Origin of the sequence: Kitasatospora sp. NPDC056184 (assembly GCF_042268405.1) — a bacterium.
Classification (GTDB): domain Bacteria; phylum Actinomycetota; class Actinomycetes; order Streptomycetales; family Streptomycetaceae; genus Kitasatospora.
In genome coordinates, this window is the sequence record NZ_JBHJUI010000013.1 from 220,014 (window position 1) to 237,951 (window position 17,938).

Genomic DNA, 17,938 nt, shown 5'->3' on the forward strand with positions numbered 1-17,938 from the left:
GGACGAGTACGTCTGAGGTGCCGATCTTGTCGAGCCATCCCGCCACCGCCTCCGCGGCGAAGGTCCATAGCGCGAAGGCGCAGAAGATCCCCATCCAGACGAGGAACAGGCCCGCCCTCGCGGCCCCCGTCCGTCGCCTCGTCGGCCTCACGCGACGGCCTTACCGCTGGGCAGGTCCGCGACCCAGAGCAGCCGCTGCAACTCGCTCTTGCGGACTCGGTACTCCTTCCCGAGCCGGAGCACGGCGCACGGGTACTGGCCGGCCCTGGCGAGCCGGTACCCCGTCGTACGGCTGAGCGATAGCAGCGTGTTCGCCACCGGCAGCGGGATGGCCGGCGGCAACGCGACGAACGCGCGACGGATACCCGTGTCGTCCAGGCCGAGGAGTCGCAGCAGCTCGGCTGTCACCACCCGGTGACCGTCACCGACCTGGATGGTGGCACAGGGGTAGGTGCCTTCCCGCGCCATCCGGTAGCCCTTGGTCCGGCTCAGGACGAGTAGGCGATTGGCGTCCGCCAGCAGCAGGGCCGGGGGAAGGCCCGAGAGCGCTGCCCGTGAGTACCGCGCGTCACCCAATGCCTTCACTTCCCGCATATCGACCTTCCCACCATCGCGCGTTCTCTGTGAGAGAAACATCTATCACAGCTTCCACCAAGGAAGCATTTCGCGCGTTACACTTCTTTCGTGACGACACAGCCAGCCATCCAGGACCTCACCGCCCGCATCGGCGCCGCGGTGAAGGCCGCCCGCACCGCCGCCGGTCTCAGCGCACCGGCCCTCGCCGCCGCCTGCACCGAGCTGGGAGTACCGACCGCCGCGAACGCGGTTAACAAGATCGAGACTGCCCGCCGCGAGTCCCTCAAGCTGGAGGAGGCCATCGCCTTCGCCGTCGCCGCCGGCGTACCACTCGTGAGCCTGATCGTCCCGCTCGACGGCGAGGCCGAGGTCGACCTCCTCCCCAACCTCAGACTGCCGGTCTGGGAAGCCGCGATGCTGATCACCGGCGAGGACCCGCTCGAAGGCGCCGTCGAAGACCGCTCCCACACCGTTCTCGCCATCTACCGCGAGCACATGGTCGACGTCCGGACCGCCCTCATCTCGACTCGCGAGGCACGCGAACGACGCTCCCAGGCCGTGCACCACGAGGTCGGATCGACTCGATACCAACAACTGTCGCGCCAGGCATCGGAGTTCGAACGCATCGCGGCCGAGGACTGCCAGCGGCTGCGGGAGACCCGCACTCGCATGCGGGAGCAGGGCCTGCATCCCTCGCCCTTGCCTGCGGTTCTCGCCTTCATCGACTCGGATGAATAGGGCAAAGCACTTTATGAAGCACTCCAGCGTCCTGCCCCGTCACCCCTGCCCCGAAGGGCTTCAGGGCCAAGGGCGCGCTGCCGGCTTGCTGCGACGAGCGCTGCCACCCGCGCCCGCCTGCACGGGCCCGGCAAGATCCGAACCGGCCACCGACTCCTCCCCGTAGCTCTCGGCCAGTCCAAGGATCACCAACGTGCACCGACTCCTCCCTCAACCCGCGTTTCCTTCGACGCACACCGTCCGTTTCGGCGAGCGTGCGGTGTGAACGATCCGCAGCAACCCGGAGGCGGCCCCGTCCGGCCCGAAGTCGTCGACCTGCTCCACAGCGGCTGGTACACCGCGGACGAGCTGGCGCCCCTCCTGAAGGTCGATCCGTCGACCCTCCGCCGCTGGCGCACCGCCAAGCCTCCTCAAGGGCCGCCCTTCGTCCGTCTCGCCAACCGGACCGTCGTCTACTCCATACCTGACACCCAGGCGTGGCTCGTATCCCAACGAACAATTCCCACGAAACCGGAGGCCGCATAGCTTGGCTAACACCCCCGTGATCGTCCCGATCGCGATCGACCTGACCGACGACATCGAGTTCCGGCCGGACCGGCGCCCCGAGTTCCGGTACCGCGCGCGTGTGCGGTGGTGGGATCCCGAAGGCGGCGGGCGAAAGTCACTCTCCAACTCCGTTGCGTCCGAAGACGAGGCGAAGGATTGGATCGACCGTCTGCGCAAGGCAGCCAAGCGCGGAATCGTTCCGTCGCTCTCGAATGTGACGTTGGCGGACTACGGGGACGAGAACTGGGACCTGGCCATGCGCGGCCTGGAGCCGAAAACCCTCGACCCCTACCGGGCCGGGTGGAAGCTCCGGGTCGTCCCGACCATGGGACATGTCCCGGTCGTGTCGATGACCAACGGAATCACCGACCGGGCCCTGCACGCCTGGATATCCGACGAGGTCGGCAAGTCCTCCGTCAAGAACACCCTTGCCCCCCTCGTCCGTGTCATGGAGCAGGCCCGCCGCGACGGCATCATCGACCTCAATCCGTGCCGGATGACCGGCTGGCAGTCCCTGTACAAGCAGTTCGAGGACGAGCTGGATAACCCCCGCGCCCTCGCCCTGCCCGACTGGGACGCCCTCGACACCCTCGCCGAGGCGCTCGTCGCCCGTTCCCACGGCGCCTACCGGATTTGGGGCGACGTCGTCCGCTTCGCAGCGTGCACCGGCGCTCGCATCGGCGAGGTCTCCGGCGTCCGGGTGAAGGACATCAATCGCTTCGACTGGACGTGGGACCTCTGCCGGCAGACCACGCCAGGTCCCGGCGGACTCGTCGACAAGGGCACTAAGGGAAAGCGCCGCCGGACCGTCCCGATCATCGAAGAGATCCGCGACATGGTGACCTGGCGACTCACCGTCGTCGGGAACGACCCGATGGCCCGTCTGTTCACCGGCCCCCGGGGCGGGCGGATCAGCACGGCCGTCCTGCGCGATGCCACCCACTGGGACGAAGTCGTCATGAAGCTGGGCTACGGCTGGCTGCGCCGCCACGGTCTGCGGCACACCGGCCTCACCTGGCTCGCCGACGCCGGAGTGCGCCTGCACATCCTCCAGCGCATCGCCGGACACGGGCAGATCACCACGACCCAGCGCTACCTCCACCCCTCGCACGCCGACTACGTCGAGGCCGGCAACAAGCTCAGCGTCCACCTCAACGCGAACCGAGGGATCGCACCGGCAGATCCTGAGCCCGCCGCCCCGGGCCGCCACCTCTACGTCGTCCGTTGAACATGCGTGCTGGCGGGTACCCATGTGGTGGGTGCCCGCCAGCACCGCCGCCCCGACATTGTCATGCCATCAGCAGGACTTCATGGGGCACTGGCAACTGTGCCGCGTAACTGACCGAACAGTGGTCTGGTCGGGTTCAGGCATTTCCGTAGTTCCGGCAACGGGAGCGCCTCCTGGCGGAGAACGAAGCCGGCTTCGAGGAGATCACCTGCTCTGGAGGTGATGGGCGTGGGCAGCCACGACAGCGCTGCCCTGAGCTTGTTGCGGTCGACCGGCGAGAGCAACCTGGGGGGTATTTCGAGAAGTGCTCGATACAGGGCGCAAGCGGGCACCACTGGAGGCAGGCCCGCCGTCCCTGCCTTGACGTTGGCCTGCTGACCGCATTGCAGGCCGTCGAGGTCGAGGTCGCCGTACAGCATGATGTCGGTCACCGGGTGCTCGCGTTCTTCGAATGTCTCGGTGGCGGTAGGGAGCGACGCGATTAGCTGGTCGCCGGATCCGTGTGCTAGCCAGCCGACTTGGGATCGGTCGGGCCAGGTACGGAGGATCTGCCGGAGACTGGTGAAGGTGGCGCTGTTCTCCACGATGAGCATCCATGGGGCGGGTCCGAGTTCGAACATGCTCAACGGGGCGGGTGCAGGTCGGGCTCGAAGGTGTTTGGTGATGCTGAGCAGTCCTGCTTGCACCAGGTGATGCCTTTCGATCTTCGCCAGCCGCTTCTCGTCTCGGTAGAGCTGATAGGCGCGTTCACAGAGCGGGATGATCTCGGCGTCCGGGTGGTCACGGATCTGATTGTTGATCGGGATGAGCAGGTCCGTGTCGGCCCCGCTGAGCCGCGTGTGGTTCGCGAAGGCGAGGGCGGGCACCCATGCTCTCGGTCCCGGGCGGTTTCGCTTCGCTCGGAGCGTGTTAACGCGCTGAACCCATCGGGGAAGGTGCGGCTCGGCGCTGTAGTCCCAGCCCGAGGGCATAACAGGAAGCGATACGAGTCGCCGCTGGACGAGTTCGTCGGCTGCCGCTGCGAGGATCTGGCGTCGGTGCGGCGATGTGGGGAGGCTGGAGTCTCCTTGGTCGGCGGCGCCCGCCAGCGCGTCGAAGTCGACGCGCTGGCGGGTCTGCTGTTCGAGGAGTGCGGCCATGCGATCCGCTGGTGTCACGCCGGTTCTCCCGCAGCGCGCTGCTGATCATCCTCGTCGGGCTGGATGCGGCGCAGCAGGCGTGCCGATGTCATGGTGTCGGTGTCGGTTCGGGTGAGTCCTTGGGACACGGTGTCGCCGTAGCGGTCTGCGATCTGGACGTAGCGGTTTCGGGTGCGGGCGTCGACTCCGTTGCGCAGTCGGATGATCAGGGGGAAGCGGCCAAGGGCCGGCAGGTCGTTGGTACCGGTTGTGTAGACGAGCTGAATGCCGTGGGCTTCGGCGACGCGGCGTTGGAGGCCGATGAACGGCAAGTAGTTGGCTTTGCCGAAGGGGTTGTCCAGGATGAGCGTGCCGACCCCGCCGGGAGCCTTCCGGTCGCGCTGGGCTGCTCTCATTCTGGCGAGGGTGCAGTAGAGCAAGACGGAGACGGTCAGGAGTTCGCCGCCGCTGAATTTCCTGATCTCTGTGACGGAGTCGCGTTCGACCGTGTCGAGGTTTTGGGTCGGCTTGATGACCTTCGCGAGGACGTTTCCGTGTCCGCCGAGGGCTGCCAGGACGAGTCGCTTCGTGAGGCTGATGGCCTCCGGGAGGGCGCTGGCTTTGCCGGTGGAGCCGGAGGGCAGCGCTGAGATGAGCCGGTCGATCTCTGCGGAGATTCGGCGGGCGAGTTCGTCGTCGGCGGGCTCGTGGCGGATCTCGAAGCCGAGGAATCGTTGGCCGGACCAGCGTCCGAGTCCGTGCGGAAGCTGGGAGTGCCGGGACACCTCCTTGAGGTCGTCGAGGACGGCCTTGACGAGGGTCATGCAGGTCTGGACGACCATGATTTGGTCCTCGGCGAGTTCGGCGAGCTGGTCGTTGACCATGCGTTCGCGGTCTTGGATGTCGTTGAGGAGTTGAGCCAGTCGTGCCGGGGCGGCGAGGTCGTGCTGGAGGCGGGTGAGGAGCCGGCCGTCGACGACCTGGGTGTACTCGGGCTGCTGGGAGAGGAGTTCGACGCTGCGGATTGCGCGGTCGAGTGCGCGGGTTGCGCGGTCTCGGGTGCGCGCGGCGTCGTCCAGGCTCGTGATCAGTGCGGTCTGGAGGTCTCGGGCCTGTTCGGGGGTCAGGGACAGGGCGGTGTGTGCTGTGAGCTGGTGCTGGTCGTGCAGGAGGGCATCGGCGGTGAGATAGGTGCGGTCAGCTCCGTTGGGGACTGCCTCCTCTCGGTAGCGGTCCGCGGTTGAGGTCACCGTCTGCACTGTCTGGACCAGTTGTGCTGCTCTGTTGTGTGCGGCATCGGCTTCGCGCTGGAGTCGCTCGGCTGCCAGCGCTCGTTCGTGGATGCGGTCCTCGTTCTGCTTTGCCTTCTGGCGGGCGTCGCGGAGCGCCTGCTGTGCCTCCAGCGTGCTGCCGCAGGTGACGGTGGGGAGCGGAGGGGCAAGTCGCTGCACTGCACGCTGGGCTGAGCTGAGCTGGGCGGACGCTTGGCGGTGAAGGAGGTTGGCCTGGGACTGGGCATCGCGGGCGTCGACCAGTGCTTGCTCCGCGACCTCGAGGCAGTGAAATCGTCGCTGAGGTTCGGCGGCATCCGCTCCGGTGGCAATGACCGCGGCGCGCTCGCGGGCTGCGGTGCTGGTGTGCTCAAGCAGAGTCGTCTGCTTCGTGATGGCGGCTTCGCATGTTTCGAGGCGCCGCTGCAGCCCGTCGTCACTGATGCCGGCTTTCCAGTCGTGCCAGGCCTGGTTCCAGCGGTCGCGCAGCTTCTCGACGGCCGCCATGCTGCCCTTCCCGGCGGGCGGCGGGGCGGCGTCCTCGCGGAGTGCGTCCTGGGGCAGGTGGGTTCGGACGGCTGCGAGTTCCTTCCGCCAGGCAACGAGGCTCTGGTTGCAGCGTTGGATGGTGACCGCGAAGGCACTCGCGCGTTCCTGGGCTTCTTCGCTGCGGCGCCGGCAGTCCTGTCCGGCGCTCTGCTGCCTTGCGATCTCCTCGTTGGCGTCCTCGATCTCCGTCTCCAGGGCGGGGATCGCCTCGGTGTCCGCGGCAAGTGCGCGTACCCGCGGGAGCAGGGTTGCCAGTCGCAGACGTTCGCTGTTGCAGTGCTTGATCTGCTGGGCTGTGTAGTGCAGGGCTGACTCGATCTCCTTGTCCTCGCGGGCCAGTTCGTGCTCGCGGTTCTGGACAGCGGTCAGCCGCGCGTCGAGGCGGTCGAAGGTGGTATCGAGGGCGGCTCGCGGGAGCGGACCGAACTCGGCGAGGTGGTCGGCGAGGCGTTGTGCGAGGTGCCGGTCCGCTTCCCGGCGCTCCGTGATGGAGCGCAGTCGGTCGGCCAGGCTGTCGAGTCGGCGGGTGACGCGCTGAAGTTCGTCTTCGGCTGCTTGTGGGCTGAGGGTTCCGGAGTGGATCGGGAGGACGATGCTCGGTCCGGTGGAAGCGTCCGCGAGGAGTTGTCGTGCCTGGGTGTCGATGCTGACGGCGACGACGGAGGTGGGGGCTACGTTGGCGCGCCGTACAAGGGCTGCCAGGTCATCTCCGGGTACGGGTCCGCAGAGGACGATGCCGCCGACGAGGTGCGGGATGGTCGCGATGATCTCGTCGTGCCGGTGGGCGGGGAAGGTCTCGCGCAGGAACTGGAGACCGGTGATGGCGGGCGCTCCGAGGTCTTGCAGGCTCTTGACGGCTTGTTCGATGTCCCAGGAGGCGGGTAGGTGCCCGGTCTCGGTGACGGCGTCGCGTACCCGTTCGTCCTGCACGGCTGCGGCCCGCTCGTGGGCGAGGGTCGTGTCCGCGGCGTGGAACTTCTCCATCACCAGTGCGACGAGGTCGGTTCCGACGGCGTCCAGATCGAGCCGGGTCTCGTCGTCTGTGCCGGTTAGTTCTTTCAGGCGGGGGGCGTTCTCGAGGTCGTGGCGCTGGCTCTTCAGGGAGGTGATCTGGTCCCAGACGGCCGTGTGGCGCTCGCGGATCTCTCCGAGGGTGGTGGCGTTGGCGGCGCGCTCGGAGGCAATCTGCTCCTTGCGGGTGCGGCCCTGCTCTTCCTGGGCCTGGTGGCGATGAAGCTGCCCTGTGGTGTCGCGGTCGAGGTCGTGCAGCCTCTGCAGGGCGTCGGCGGGTTCCTCGTCGCTCTGAAGGGTTTCGTCCGCGCGTGCTTCACGCACGCACTCGTGAATCTGCCCGAGCCTCTTGGTGGCTTGCGTGAGTCGGCTTCCGGCCAGCGTCTCCGCTGCCCGGGCCGCCAGGAGGTCCTGCTGGGCCTCCTTGGCGGCGACTTTGGCGGCGGCCTGGGCCGACTTGGCATCACCGAGTTCGGCGGTGACCTGCGAGACAGCTGCCGTGAGCCCAGAATGGAGGGCCAGGCCGGCCCGTTCGAGCGCCTGACGCAGAGGGGCCTGGTCCTGATCGCGGCGGGCCAGTAGCTCGCGAGTCTCCTCCAGCTCATGCCTCCTGGCGTTCAGTTCGAGCAGCGGTTCCACGGCCTTCCACGCTGCGCTCTCCAGCTCGGCACCGGCAACGGCCGCACCGCTCGCGGCCTGGGCTCGGGCTGCGTCCATGACGCGCCAGCGTGCTTCCTCCACAGCCAGCACGGCCACCCGGCGTTCCGCCTCTACCGCCTGGTCCTTGGCTTCCCTCTGATCGTGCCGGGCCTGGTCGGCCTCCGTGCTGGTTGTATGCCCTTGCTGCCGGAGTTGTTCGGACCGGGCGCTGATGTGTTCGCACGCTCTGTCGGCGACCTCGATGCGCTGTTCGAGCTGGTGCCGGGCAGCGGCGAGTTCGGCGGTGCAACTTTGCACCGGCCGCAGGCGCAGCGTTGCCTCACCGAGGAAGCGCGCTTCCAGCTCCCGCGCCGGCCGGGTGGCGAGCTTGTCGGCGTGCTCGGTGAGTACGCCGCGTGCCGCAGTCGGTCCAGCCGGGTTCACGACCATGTCGATGAGGAAGTCGATGAACTCCTCGCAGGTCGCGAACTGGAAGAGGTCGGTAATGCCGCCCTCGTCTTTGTTCATCTCCCTCTGCATCTTGAACACTTGGGGATCAAGGCCGTACTGCTGCAGTTGCTCGGTCCATTGGTACTGCTCCTTCGCGACTACCAGCCGTACGTGACGGTTCGCCTTGTGGATCTCCTCGATCGCGCGCAGGAAGCTGTTCTGGCTGAGCTGTCCGTTGTCGTTCCGGATCGGGATCGAGTCGAGGTCCAGGATTCCGACAGCCGGCCGGAAGAGGTACCAGCGCCGGATCAGGCGCTCCCACCCGGCGCTCGGATCGGCCGGGCACTGGCCGTCCTGCCACTGGTAGACACCGCCGGTGACCAGCGTCGCGCCCGCTTCCGGGTGCTGCGTGTCCTCCCACTCCACGAGCACGTGCGAGACTCTGCCGTCAGGGACATGGTCGGCGAGGGACTTTTTCTTTTCGTTGCCGATGAAGTCGGCCTTGGCGGGCAGCAGGAGGCTGAAGAGCAGGGCAAGCAGGCTCGACTTCCCTCCCCCGTTGCGCAGCCAGAGGATGGTGTCCACCACCGATTGCGAGGTGAGCGGTCTTCCGTCGACGGTGCTCGGGCCGCCGGTGAGGTCGAGGATGAGCGAGCCGAAGCGGGCAGAGCGGTGGCCGATGCTGTCCAGCCGGACTCGTCGCACACATAGCATTTTTCAGTCCTGCTCTACGAGTTGGGCGCGACGGATGTCGCTCAGAAGGGCGAAGGCGGCGCCGGACGCTGCTTCACGGACCTGCAGGCGGAAGCGGTGGGCGAGCCGGAAGTGGCCGGCGCCCAGGTCCTTCTCGGCGTTGTAGGCCATGCCCTGGTCGACCAACCAGTCAAGGGCGTCTCTGATCCACCTCTGGCTGCTCGAGTGGGTGAGGCGGCCGGTGGGGGTGGGCCGGCCCGGCGTGAGCTTGGCGTAGCAACGCCAGGCCGCGTCTAGGCCCGCGTGCGGCAGGGCCAGGCCGTCGCTGTCCCGGGTGGCGTCCTGGAGCCGCTTGATCAGGTGACGCAGAAACCCGTCGACCTCGTCAATCGAGACGCGCTTGACGGTGTCCTCCTCCAGATCGGCCGGAAAGGGGTAGACGCGCGCGGCGATGCCCACGTGGGCCAGGCCGAGGACGAGGCGCTGGTCGCTCTTGAGGGTCGGGTGATCCATGAGCCGGAAGGTGAAGAGCGAGCCATGTCTGGGGTGGAGCACCAGACCTTCCACTGGGTGGACTTCGATCAGATCCATCTCCAAACCGTCGGCGAAGGCTTCGACTGCCGCTCTGAAGGTGCGGTCCAGCCGGCAGCGCTGAACGAGGTCTCGGTAGCGCGGGTACTGGAGGGGTCGAAGGCGCGGCTGGAGCCCGAATCCCACTAGTGCCGACGCGTCGGTGAGGTCGGGGGCAGCGGTGGTCGGTGCGGTCATGCGTTGGTCTCCTCGGCAGTGATCGTGCTGTCCGGGTTTACCGGGTCGGGAATCAGCGGCGCGGCCGGCACCAACAACAAGTCGGTGCCGGTCATGAACCCGAGATCGAAGGTCGCGCCGTCGGCCAGGACCACCAGGCGCTCCTCCAGAAGGTCCGCCAGGTCCGCGGAGCGAACCTCGTCCTCCTCGGCGTCGGGGGCGAAGGCACGCAGAACGCACAACGCCAGGACGTCGGCGACGGCCGGACCGGACTTCTCCGCCTGTGCGAGGAGCACCGACAGACGCACCGGGCCCTGCAGTGCCTGCTCCAGCAGGCGACGCGCCGAGACGAAGTCCTGGTCCGAGTACTCCAGGCTGTCCTCGTCCTCGTCGATGATCAGGTCCACTGGGTCATCCGGGAACGACTCGCGAGGTTCACGCACCGGTGCCAGCAGCAGCTCCCAGAAGTCGCGCAGCCGCGGCTTGCGCGTGACGATCGGGCCACCGCAGGCGTCGGCGAACAGGGTTGCCACCTGCTCTGCCTGCTCCGCCGCGAGCTCAAGCAGCGGATCGAGAAGGTCCTCCTGCAGGCCGATCACCGAGAGTCGGGGCACCGGCTTGAAGCACTGGTCCGACTGGGCTCTCAGGAACGCCGGCCGCGCCCCGATCACCCGTTCCAGCAGCTGGGTGTGCCGCAGGTGGGCCCGCTCCAGGAGATTCAGGATCCTCACGCAGGTCCGGCGGACCTCGGCGTTGTCGACGTCGTTGCGCGCCTGGCGCATCCACTCCATCAAGTCGCATTCGACAGCCTGCCGCTCCATCAGGTGTGCCCGCGAGGAGCCGAGGAGTGCGGGGACACGAACATCCCAGTCCACCGAGCGCACATCCCGCTCGGTCTCGGCCAGCAGTGATCGCACCTGTTCGGCGTACAGCAGGGAGAGCTTCAGACTCTGCGCCGCGCTCTCTTCGGCTCGGCCCCAGCGCCCCGTTGACACCTGTCGCCGGAGCATCGCGTCGTTGGCGGCCTGCTGATCCTCCAGATCGTGGTCCAGGCCCACCAGCAGCAGGTTCACCGCCGACGCGCTCGCCTTCAGCACCGCCTGCCCGTGTCGGCCGAACGCCTCCTCAAGGAACCTGAAGGACAGCTCCCCACGGCTGTGTCCCTGGCGGTAATCGCTGTAGGGGATCGAGAACTCCGCCCCGCCGCCGTGATCGTTGAGCAGCTCACGCACAACAAACCGTGCAACGGCAATGTGCTCCTCGGCGCTGCTCTCCGGCGCGGCGGCCCGTGCGAGCGAGGCCAGGTACTCGACCACTTCCTCGGTCGTAGCCTCCAGTTCCATGCCCTGCCGACTGACAACGGCCTCCAACGCCGCCAGTGCCAGTGCGCGCGGGTCATACAGGTCGGCAGGGAACTGCTGCCATGCCTGCCGCTGGTCGATCCGGTGCAACGGGGCCGCACGTGCCAACACCGTGCATCGCCGGACGAAGCCTGCGTCCGCGACCAGGCCGAGCCAGCTGTCGCTGTCCTCCTGCTTCACCGCTGCAGAGAGCAGCCGACGCTCCTCATGGTCAAGCAATCGCTCAACCAGCACATCCGCTTCGTCTGAACCCGAAGATGGTGGATCACCCGGGCGGACATCTTGTGTTCTTGTCATGTTCCGAGTGCAGCACCACAGTCCGACAAATCAGACTAAAGCGGGGCGAACTACTCACCCACTCGGACTCATTCATGCGATGGAACTACTTTCGCGCCAGCCAGTGCCTCGCCTCCCGGAGGGGCGAGCGATTCGAACAGTTCTGCATCAACTGCCGAGGGCACCAGGCGAACTGCCCGCACCGGCAGCCGGTTCAACCACGTACCACAGCCTGCCGCCGACCGCGCGCGGACCAGACGGCACTTCGAACTCCAGGCACCCCTCGCCGACGGCGGTTCCTACCAGGGCCGCCCCACTCAGCCCAGGGGGCGGACACCTCCTCGTCATGGCTTCGAACGGAGAAGCTCGAACGGATCGAACCCAAGTGCGGCGATCCTTCGCTCGGCGTGCCGCAACTCCTTAACCGTCTTGCGTGCGCTCGGGTAGTTCAGCCGAAGAGCGACGGCCGGGGGATCGTTGAGGTACACGGCCCGCGGGCATCGGTCCACGTGCAGGCAGGACTCCAGGCCGGTGTTGCACACCGCGCAGAGCAGACCTCGCACGAGGCCGTCGAAATGGTCATGGTCGACCACAGAGCCGGGCAGAACGCCGCACAGGGAACAGCGGGGGCCGAACCTCTGAGCCAGCCGGCTCCGAAGCATCCCGATCGGGCTGGTGGATCTTGTCGGCGGCCACAGGTAAGCCGGTGCGACAGGGCAGCGTTGCGGCAGGAGAACCGATCCCGGATCCACGCCGGCGTCGTCCGGCACCGTGACATGCCACACCGCCATCAGCTCCCGAACGTTCGGATCGGTGATCGTCTGGCTGGCAGACCGGAGCGCCCGCCCCTCCTCGTCGACCCACCACCTCAATTGCGCTTCATGCCTCCAGGCGGCCAAGGGTTCCGACCGGGGCCGCTCCCGACCCTGACGAAGTGCCACCCATTCGGGCATCCCGCGTTCAGGAATCGAGCAAAGCATCCGCGAACCGCGGAGGTGAAATCGTCCATCATCGCCGAGCACTGCTTCCGATGGGGCTTCAGGTGCCGTCTGCCGGTTCGTGCAGACGCCGCCTGGGCGGATCCGCGCCAACGCATGCTCCAGCCCGGACGGATTGAGAGCCCACACCCACATGAGGGCCAGTCTGCGACGCTCGGGGAAGTCACCAACGAGGGATTGAAGGCGCCTAACTGCAGGCTCTGCACCTCCCCAAGGGGAGGCTGTCTCTCCCGGCTGGGCATCGCTGGGCGACGAGTCCGGCATCGTATTGGTCTCCTCCGCTGCGTGCAGCCCTCATTGGCTGCCTAGGCTCCGACGGCTTCCTCGGCGATCTGCCCCCAGCTGGGCCGTGGTTCGCCGACCGGGTGCACGACCGTCAGCATGCGGCCTTCGAGGAACAGGTCGAGCCGGTGGCGGCCGGGTTCGGCTTGGAGGCGGCGGCGCTGGGCCCGGGGGTCCAGGGGAACGCGCTCGCCGAGTACGCCGACGAGTACCTCGTGACGTGCGGGGCCGACGGCGTCTGCCCTGAGCCAGGTCCCGCGCACCGGCACATCGCCGAGCTCGCCCAGCGGGCCCTCCTCACGCCCGAAGGCCCGGTCCATCGCCGCGTCGACCACCTCCTGGGCACTGCTGGCCGACGCCTCGTCACCGACCATCCCGTCGGGGACATCGATCTTCCTCATGAGGAGGGGCGGGTCCAGATCGTCCTCCGGATCCGCCTCCACCCCTCGGCGGGGGTCGGGCCGCGGGACGGGGAAGCGCCAGGGCTGCTGGCTTCCGGGCTGCTCGATCCATCCGGTCTTCAGGCCGGCCGTGGCCGGGGAGCCCTCGGGCAGGAAGATGTCGACGTAGACGCCTCCGGTGCCGAGCCAGACCCAGCTCATGAAGTAGTCGTGGTCGCTGTGGTCCGCGGACCACGCTGCGAGCTTCTCCAGGCGCTTGCGCTGGTCCGCGGTGCCCTTGACGGCCGGGAGCATCTGCTTGGCGTCCCGGCGTCGGCCGCGCGCTTCGCCGGCGAGCGGGCCGGCGGCGAGGTCGTAGAGCAGGTCCGGGCGGACGCCGGTCCTGGCGTAGGCGCCCACGAGCTTGTCGGGCAGGACGTCGAAGCTGGCGAGCCCGTCGGTGCCGGACTTCCAGTCGAACAGGGTCTCGCTGGCGGCGGTCATGACGCCGAGCCCGGTGCACTCGCTGACGAAGCGTCGGATGTGCCCGGAGCTGGAGTCGAGCGCGCCGCAGTCGACCCCGAGCGGCCCGGCTCCGGTGTCTCCGTCCAGGTAGCTGAGCAGCAGGTTGATCTCGTGGTTGCGCACGCGCTGGTCGACCGTGCTGCGCAGGTCGCAGGCCAGGGCGTTGATGTTGACCAGCGCGGCCAGCGAGACCGGGATCGGCCCTTGGCCGACCTCCACCGCCTGGACCGCCTCCGCCCCGGCGGGCCCCTTCTCGACCGTGAAGCGCCAGACCCTGGCGTGCACCGTACTCATGGTCGAAGCCTACGGCTGCCCCACGACAGCCCGGTCCGGCCGCCTGCCTGTTTGTAGAGGGTGCACAACGGTGCAGCGGTGTGCCGGTGAGGCCTGACTCGGCCGACGGGCGCGTGTCCCGGGACGCGGGAAAGGCGGGCGCGCGGTTCCTGACGCCGGATCGGACTTTCTCCACGGGCCGGGAGGGAAGCCGCTTCCCGTGCCCGACGAGTGCTTGGCGGCACCTGCGCACGGAATCACTCCGGGGATTTGCCGGGGAGGGTGTCCGTGCGGCATTCCCCGCGGCTATTCTGGCCGGGAGGGGACAGGTGGGCCTTCGGCCGGCTGGTCCCCGGGGGCAGCCTCTCGGGGCTCGCCCGGAGGGCGCTGGTCCCCAGCTGGTCCCCAGCAAGATCGTTTAGGGGTGTTCGCAGGTGGCTCGTTTCACTGACGGGGCGTCATGCGAAAGGCCGCTGACCTGGGATTTCTCCCGGCCAACGGCCTTTCCGACTCACGTCGGGACGACAGGATTTGAACCTGCGACCCCTTGACCCCCAGTCAAGTGCGCTACCAAGCTGCGCCACGTCCCGTGGTCTCGTGGCCCTGGCGGAGCCTGGGGGGCTCTGCTTCGGGCTTCTCGACCTTGTCGGCCGGTTGTCCCGGCGACGAGGAAAACAATACAGCACGTCGGGGGGTGCTCGCTGCAGGGTTGTGGGGTGGGGGTCAGGGGGTGGGGTGGCGGGCGTCGTAGCGGAGGAAGGCGGGGCGGCGGGCGGCGAGGAGGAGGGTGGCGGCGACGCAGGCGAGGCCGCCGGTGACGACGGAGACGGTCGGGCTGGTGAGGGAGGCGACGGCGCCGGACTCGAAGTCGCCGAGGCGGGGGCCGCCGGCGACGATCACGATGAAGACGCCCTGGAGGCGGCCGCGCATCTCGTCCGGGGCGGCGACCTGCATCATCGTGTTGCGGAAGATCATGCTGATCGTGTCGGCGCAGCCGGCGGCGGCGAGCAGGAGGAGGCCGAGCCAGAGGTTGCGGACCAGGCCGAAGGCCGCGATGGCGAGGCCCCAGGCGATCACGGCGGCCAGGACGGCGGCGCCCTGGCGGTGGATGCGGCCGACCCAGCCGGAGAAGAGGGCGCCGGTCAGGGCACCGACGGCGGGGGCGGCGGCGAGCAGGCCGACGGTGCGGGCGTCGCCGCCGTAGAAGGTGACGGCGAGGGCCGGGAAGAGGGCGCGCGGCATGCCGAAGATCATGGCGGCGAGGTCGGCGAGGAAGCTGGTGCGGAGGTTGGGCTGCTCGCGCAGGAAGCGGAGGCCGTCGAGGACGGAGGCCCGGCCCTTGCGGTCGCCGAGCGGGCGCATGGCGGGCAGGCGCCACATCGCGTAGAGGGTGGCGCCGAAGGCGACGGTGTCGACGAGGTAGGCGGCCTGGACGCCGTAGGCGCCGATCAGGACGCCGCCGAGCATGGGGCCGACGGTGAGGCCGAGGTTCATGCTGACGGTGTTGAGGGCGTTGGCGGCGGGGAGCTGGTGGGCGGGGACGAGGCGCGGGATCATCGCCGAGCGGGCCGGCGAGGCGAGTGCGAAGAAGGCGGCCTGGAGGGCGACGGCCGCGTAGAGGATCGCGACGAGGCCGAGGCCGGCGAGCGCCTGGGCGGCCAGGACGGTGGAGACGACGGCGAGGCCGGCCGCGCCGATCAGGCCGAGGCGGCGGCGGTCGGCGGTGTCGGCGATGGCGCCGCCGTAGAGGCCGAAGGCGACCAGCGGGACGAGGGAGAAGAGGCCGACCAGGCCGGTGGCGAAGGTGGAGCCGGTCAGGTCGTAGACCTGGACGGAGACGGCGACCGCCGTCATCTGCTGGCCGATCGAGGAGACGGACTGGCCGAACCAGACCCGGCGGTAGTCGGCGTGGTCGCGCAGCGGGCTCAGGTCGGCGAAGGCGCCGCGGGCGAGCCGTCGGTACCAGGTCGAGGAGGAGGGGGAAGAGGAGGAGGGGGAAGGCGAGGCGGGGGAAGAGGAGGAGGGGGCGGGCGGTGAGTCCCCGTTGGCCTCGGAATTGGCAGGATGATTGGTCGACACAGTGCCCCATCGTCGCCCCGCCCGCCCGCGACGCCGACACCGGGGTGGGGTGGCCCGCGGCGGCGTACCCCGGTGTCAGCGCGGGCCGACGTTCTCCAGGATCCGGTCCAGGAGCGTCGAGAGCTGGGCGACCTCCTGGTCACTGAGGCCCTTGAGCATGTCCTGCTGGCTGCGGACCGCGACGGAGGAGATCCGGCTGTACAGCTCCTCGCCGTCCGGCGCGATCTCCACGGTCGCCGCCCGGCGGTCAGCGCCGGTGCGCTTGCGGACCACCAGGCCGCGCCGCTCCATCGACTCCAGGTGACGGGAGAGCGTCGGGCCCTCGATGCTCAGGTACTGGGCAAGCACCCGCTGGATCATCGGGCCCTCCAGCTTCAGGGCGGCGAGCACCGTCCATGCCGCGAAGGTCGCGCCGGACTCGGCGAGGCGCTCCTCGAAGAACGCCCGGCAGGACTTCGCGGTGAGGTGCAGCTTCGGCGCGACGCTGCTCCGCAGCCACGTCGGGCCGGCGTCCGCCTCGGCGGCGACCCGTTCTGCGCTCGGCCGGCCGGGCATCCGAATCTCCCATCGTCACGAAATCCCCCGCGCAGCGTATCGCCGCCCGGTGTCGTGACCAGCCCCGGGAAGGGCCACACGGCACACCGCGCACGGCACACGGCGCACGGCGGGGTCTCGGATCAGAGCGGGACGACGCGGAACACCGGGATGTCGCGCGCGGCCCGCTCGAAGCTCTCCGGGCGCTTGTCCGGCACCACCCCGTTCTTCACGAAGATGCCCGCGCCCATCGGGACCTGGGTCGGGAACCGCCGGACGATCGGCCCGCGCTCGTGCGGCGGCACCTCCACCAGCTGGACGCGCTGCGCCTTGCGCCCGCGGACCAGCACCCCCTCCCCCGCCGCCCGGACGTTCCTCACCCAGTCCGACCCGGGGAACGCCTGGAGGATGTACACCGCGCCGTCGACCTCCACCGGAGCGACCGGGTTGGTGTACTCCCGGCCGGACTTGCGGCCCCTGACCTTCAACAGCCGCATCGGGCCGACCGGCAGGCCGATCCCGTGGAACACCTCCAGCATCGTGTTGCCGAACCTCTGGAACCCGGTGACCCGGGCGCGGACGGTGGTGGACATGAGCGTGCTCCCCCCAAAGGACATAGATAGATAGCTTGCTACTTAATGAGAGTGGCACGCCTCCCTTGGGCTGTCAACGAAAACCCCCGCCGGTACCGAGAGGTACCGACGGGGGCGGCGTCGCAGGTGCGGCGCGGATCGCGGGGTGGCGCCCGTACTACCGGGTGAGGACCTGCTTCTCGCCCGCCTCCACCGCGAAGTCCAGCCGGTTGCCGGGCGGCGGGAACGGGCAGATGAAGTGGTCCGCGAAGGCGCACGGCGGCAGGTAGGCGCGGTTCAGGTCCAGCACCGTCCGACCGTCCTCGTCCGGCGCGGGCAGCGTGATGAAGCGGAACCGGTAGGTGTCCCGGCCGCTGGTGGCGTCGGCGATCACGCCGCTCAGGCCGGTGGCCGAGCCGCTGACGGTCAGCGTGCGGTGCTCGCCGGCGACGGTGAACTCGATCTGCCCGGCGACGGCCAGCGGGCGCTCCTTGCCGTCGGCGTTCGGAACGACGACGGACTGCGCCTGCTGCTCCTCGAACGGGGTGAACACCGCGGGGACGGCCCACTCCGGCGCGTAGGGATAGGCGGAGATCCCGGCGAACGCGGCCCGCCGGGGCGCCTCGGGGTCGAAGACCCGCAGGGCCAGCTCGCCCTCGCGCTCGATCGGCACCAGCAGCAGCCCGCCCAGCGAGGCGGTGTCCCCCGCCGGGTCGGTGTCCGGACGCAGCAGTGCCTCACCGTCGGTGGGAGCGGCCGCCCCCGTGACGACCAGGCCGTCGGACGCCGCCACGCGGACCCGGACGCCCTCCGTGTCGGTCCACCAGACCCCGGGCAGGCCGGGGATCTCCGTGGGCTCGGGCTCCAGCCAGTACGTGCCGGTGAGCGCCAGCTGACCGTGCGGGGTGCTGACCGTCACAGCCCGCCGATCGCTCCAGTGCTTCCATTCCTCCGCGGCCGTCGCCGTCATCGGCTCGCCCTCCCACAGTGCTCCAGGGCCCGCCGGGCGGGCCGTCCGTTCTCCGTCAGTCCATCGAACATCCGGCACCCGGGCCGGGCATTCCCCGCGCCGGATTCCTTCGTACGACCGTC

Annotated in this window: 13 protein-coding genes and 1 tRNA gene; 2 read left to right on the forward strand and 12 right to left on the reverse strand. The window is 69.0% G+C overall.

Annotated elements, in window-relative coordinates; translation table 11 throughout:
• Positions 1-147: 147 nt before the first annotated feature.
• The gene (locus ACFC0B_RS25700) at positions 148-594 is read right to left on the reverse strand and encodes a hypothetical protein (RefSeq protein WP_376090175.1); all 447 of its coding nucleotides are present in this window, start codon (positions 592-594) and stop codon (positions 148-150) included.
• Between the two features lie 90 nt (positions 595-684).
• Here ACFC0B_RS25700 and ACFC0B_RS25705 point away from each other — a divergent pair, with 90 nt between their 5' ends.
• On the forward strand, positions 685-1,314 hold the full coding sequence (locus tag ACFC0B_RS25705; RefSeq protein ID WP_376090178.1) for a hypothetical protein: 630 nt from the start codon (positions 685-687) through the stop codon (positions 1,312-1,314).
• Positions 1,315-2,074: 760 nt separating this feature from the next.
• Complete coding sequence (xerC, locus tag ACFC0B_RS25710) at positions 2,075-3,088, forward strand: tyrosine recombinase XerC (RefSeq protein WP_376090181.1); 1,014 nt, start codon at positions 2,075-2,077, stop codon at positions 3,086-3,088.
• 80 nt (positions 3,089-3,168) lie between these two features.
• Here the strand turns inward: xerC and ACFC0B_RS25715 are convergent, their stop codons facing one another.
• The 11 genes from ACFC0B_RS25715 to ACFC0B_RS25765 form a co-directional block, all read right to left on the reverse strand.
• The gene (locus ACFC0B_RS25715) at positions 3,169-4,227 is read right to left on the reverse strand and encodes a hypothetical protein (RefSeq protein ID WP_376090184.1); all 1,059 of its coding nucleotides are present in this window, start codon (positions 4,225-4,227) and stop codon (positions 3,169-3,171) included.
• Positions 4,228-4,241: 14 nt separating this feature from the next.
• Complete coding sequence (locus ACFC0B_RS25720; protein WP_376090187.1) at positions 4,242-8,831, reverse strand: hypothetical protein; 4,590 nt, start codon at positions 8,829-8,831, stop codon at positions 4,242-4,244.
• A gap of 12 nt (positions 8,832-8,843) precedes the next feature.
• Entirely contained in the window at positions 8,844-9,587 is a 744-nt protein-coding gene (locus ACFC0B_RS25725; protein ID WP_376090190.1) for a hypothetical protein, read from the reverse strand.
• On the reverse strand, positions 9,584-11,161 hold the full coding sequence (locus ACFC0B_RS25730; RefSeq protein ID WP_376090193.1) for a hypothetical protein: 1,578 nt from the start codon (positions 11,159-11,161) through the stop codon (positions 9,584-9,586). Before ACFC0B_RS25730 ends, ACFC0B_RS25725 begins: the two co-directional genes overlap by 4 nt.
• Before the next feature lie 386 nt (positions 11,162-11,547).
• Positions 11,548-12,336 carry an endonuclease domain-containing protein gene (locus ACFC0B_RS25735; protein ID WP_376090196.1) on the reverse strand — a complete coding sequence of 263 codons (789 nt, stop codon included), beginning with the start codon at positions 12,334-12,336 and terminating at the stop codon, positions 11,548-11,550.
• 170 nt (positions 12,337-12,506) lie between these two features.
• On the reverse strand, positions 12,507-13,682 hold the full coding sequence (locus tag ACFC0B_RS25740) for a hypothetical protein (RefSeq protein ID WP_376090199.1): 1,176 nt from the start codon (positions 13,680-13,682) through the stop codon (positions 12,507-12,509).
• Between the two features lie 495 nt (positions 13,683-14,177).
• Positions 14,178-14,251, reverse strand: a tRNA-Pro gene (locus ACFC0B_RS25745).
• A 133-nt stretch (positions 14,252-14,384) separates the two neighbouring features.
• Positions 14,385-15,740, reverse strand: coding sequence for an MFS transporter (locus tag ACFC0B_RS25750; protein WP_376090202.1), 1,356 nt, complete (start codon positions 15,738-15,740; stop codon positions 14,385-14,387).
• A 75-nt stretch (positions 15,741-15,815) separates the two neighbouring features.
• The gene (locus tag ACFC0B_RS25755; protein ID WP_376090205.1) at positions 15,816-16,295 is read right to left on the reverse strand and encodes a MarR family winged helix-turn-helix transcriptional regulator; all 480 of its coding nucleotides are present in this window, start codon (positions 16,293-16,295) and stop codon (positions 15,816-15,818) included.
• Between the two features lie 122 nt (positions 16,296-16,417).
• On the reverse strand, positions 16,418-16,867 hold the full coding sequence (locus tag ACFC0B_RS25760) for a nitroreductase family deazaflavin-dependent oxidoreductase (protein WP_376090208.1): 450 nt from the start codon (positions 16,865-16,867) through the stop codon (positions 16,418-16,420).
• Between the two features lie 157 nt (positions 16,868-17,024).
• The gene (locus ACFC0B_RS25765) at positions 17,025-17,816 is read right to left on the reverse strand and encodes a DUF1684 domain-containing protein (protein WP_376090211.1); all 792 of its coding nucleotides are present in this window, start codon (positions 17,814-17,816) and stop codon (positions 17,025-17,027) included.
• Positions 17,817-17,938 lie beyond the last annotated feature (122 nt).

Excerpts from the sequence above, each read along its gene's own strand:
- ACFC0B_RS25765 (WP_376090211.1), bottom strand. The coding sequence starts at position 17,816 with ATGACGGCGACGGCCGCGGAGGAATGGAAGCACTGGAGCGATCGGCGG.
- ACFC0B_RS25735 (WP_376090196.1), bottom strand. The coding sequence starts at position 12,336 with ATGTGGGTGTGGGCTCTCAATCCGTCCGGGCTGGAGCATGCGTTGGCG.
- ACFC0B_RS25715 (WP_376090184.1), bottom strand. The coding sequence starts at position 4,227 with ATGGCCGCACTCCTCGAACAGCAGACCCGCCAGCGCGTCGACTTCGAC.
- ACFC0B_RS25700 (WP_376090175.1), bottom strand. The coding sequence starts at position 594 with ATGCGGGAAGTGAAGGCATTGGGTGACGCGCGGTACTCACGGGCAGCG.
- ACFC0B_RS25760 (WP_376090208.1), bottom strand. The coding sequence starts at position 16,867 with ATGTCCACCACCGTCCGCGCCCGGGTCACCGGGTTCCAGAGGTTCGGC.
- ACFC0B_RS25725 (WP_376090190.1), bottom strand. The coding sequence starts at position 9,587 with ATGACCGCACCGACCACCGCTGCCCCCGACCTCACCGACGCGTCGGCA.
- ACFC0B_RS25740 (WP_376090199.1), bottom strand. The coding sequence starts at position 13,682 with ATGAGTACGGTGCACGCCAGGGTCTGGCGCTTCACGGTCGAGAAGGGG.
- ACFC0B_RS25755 (WP_376090205.1), bottom strand. The coding sequence starts at position 16,295 with ATGCCCGGCCGGCCGAGCGCAGAACGGGTCGCCGCCGAGGCGGACGCC.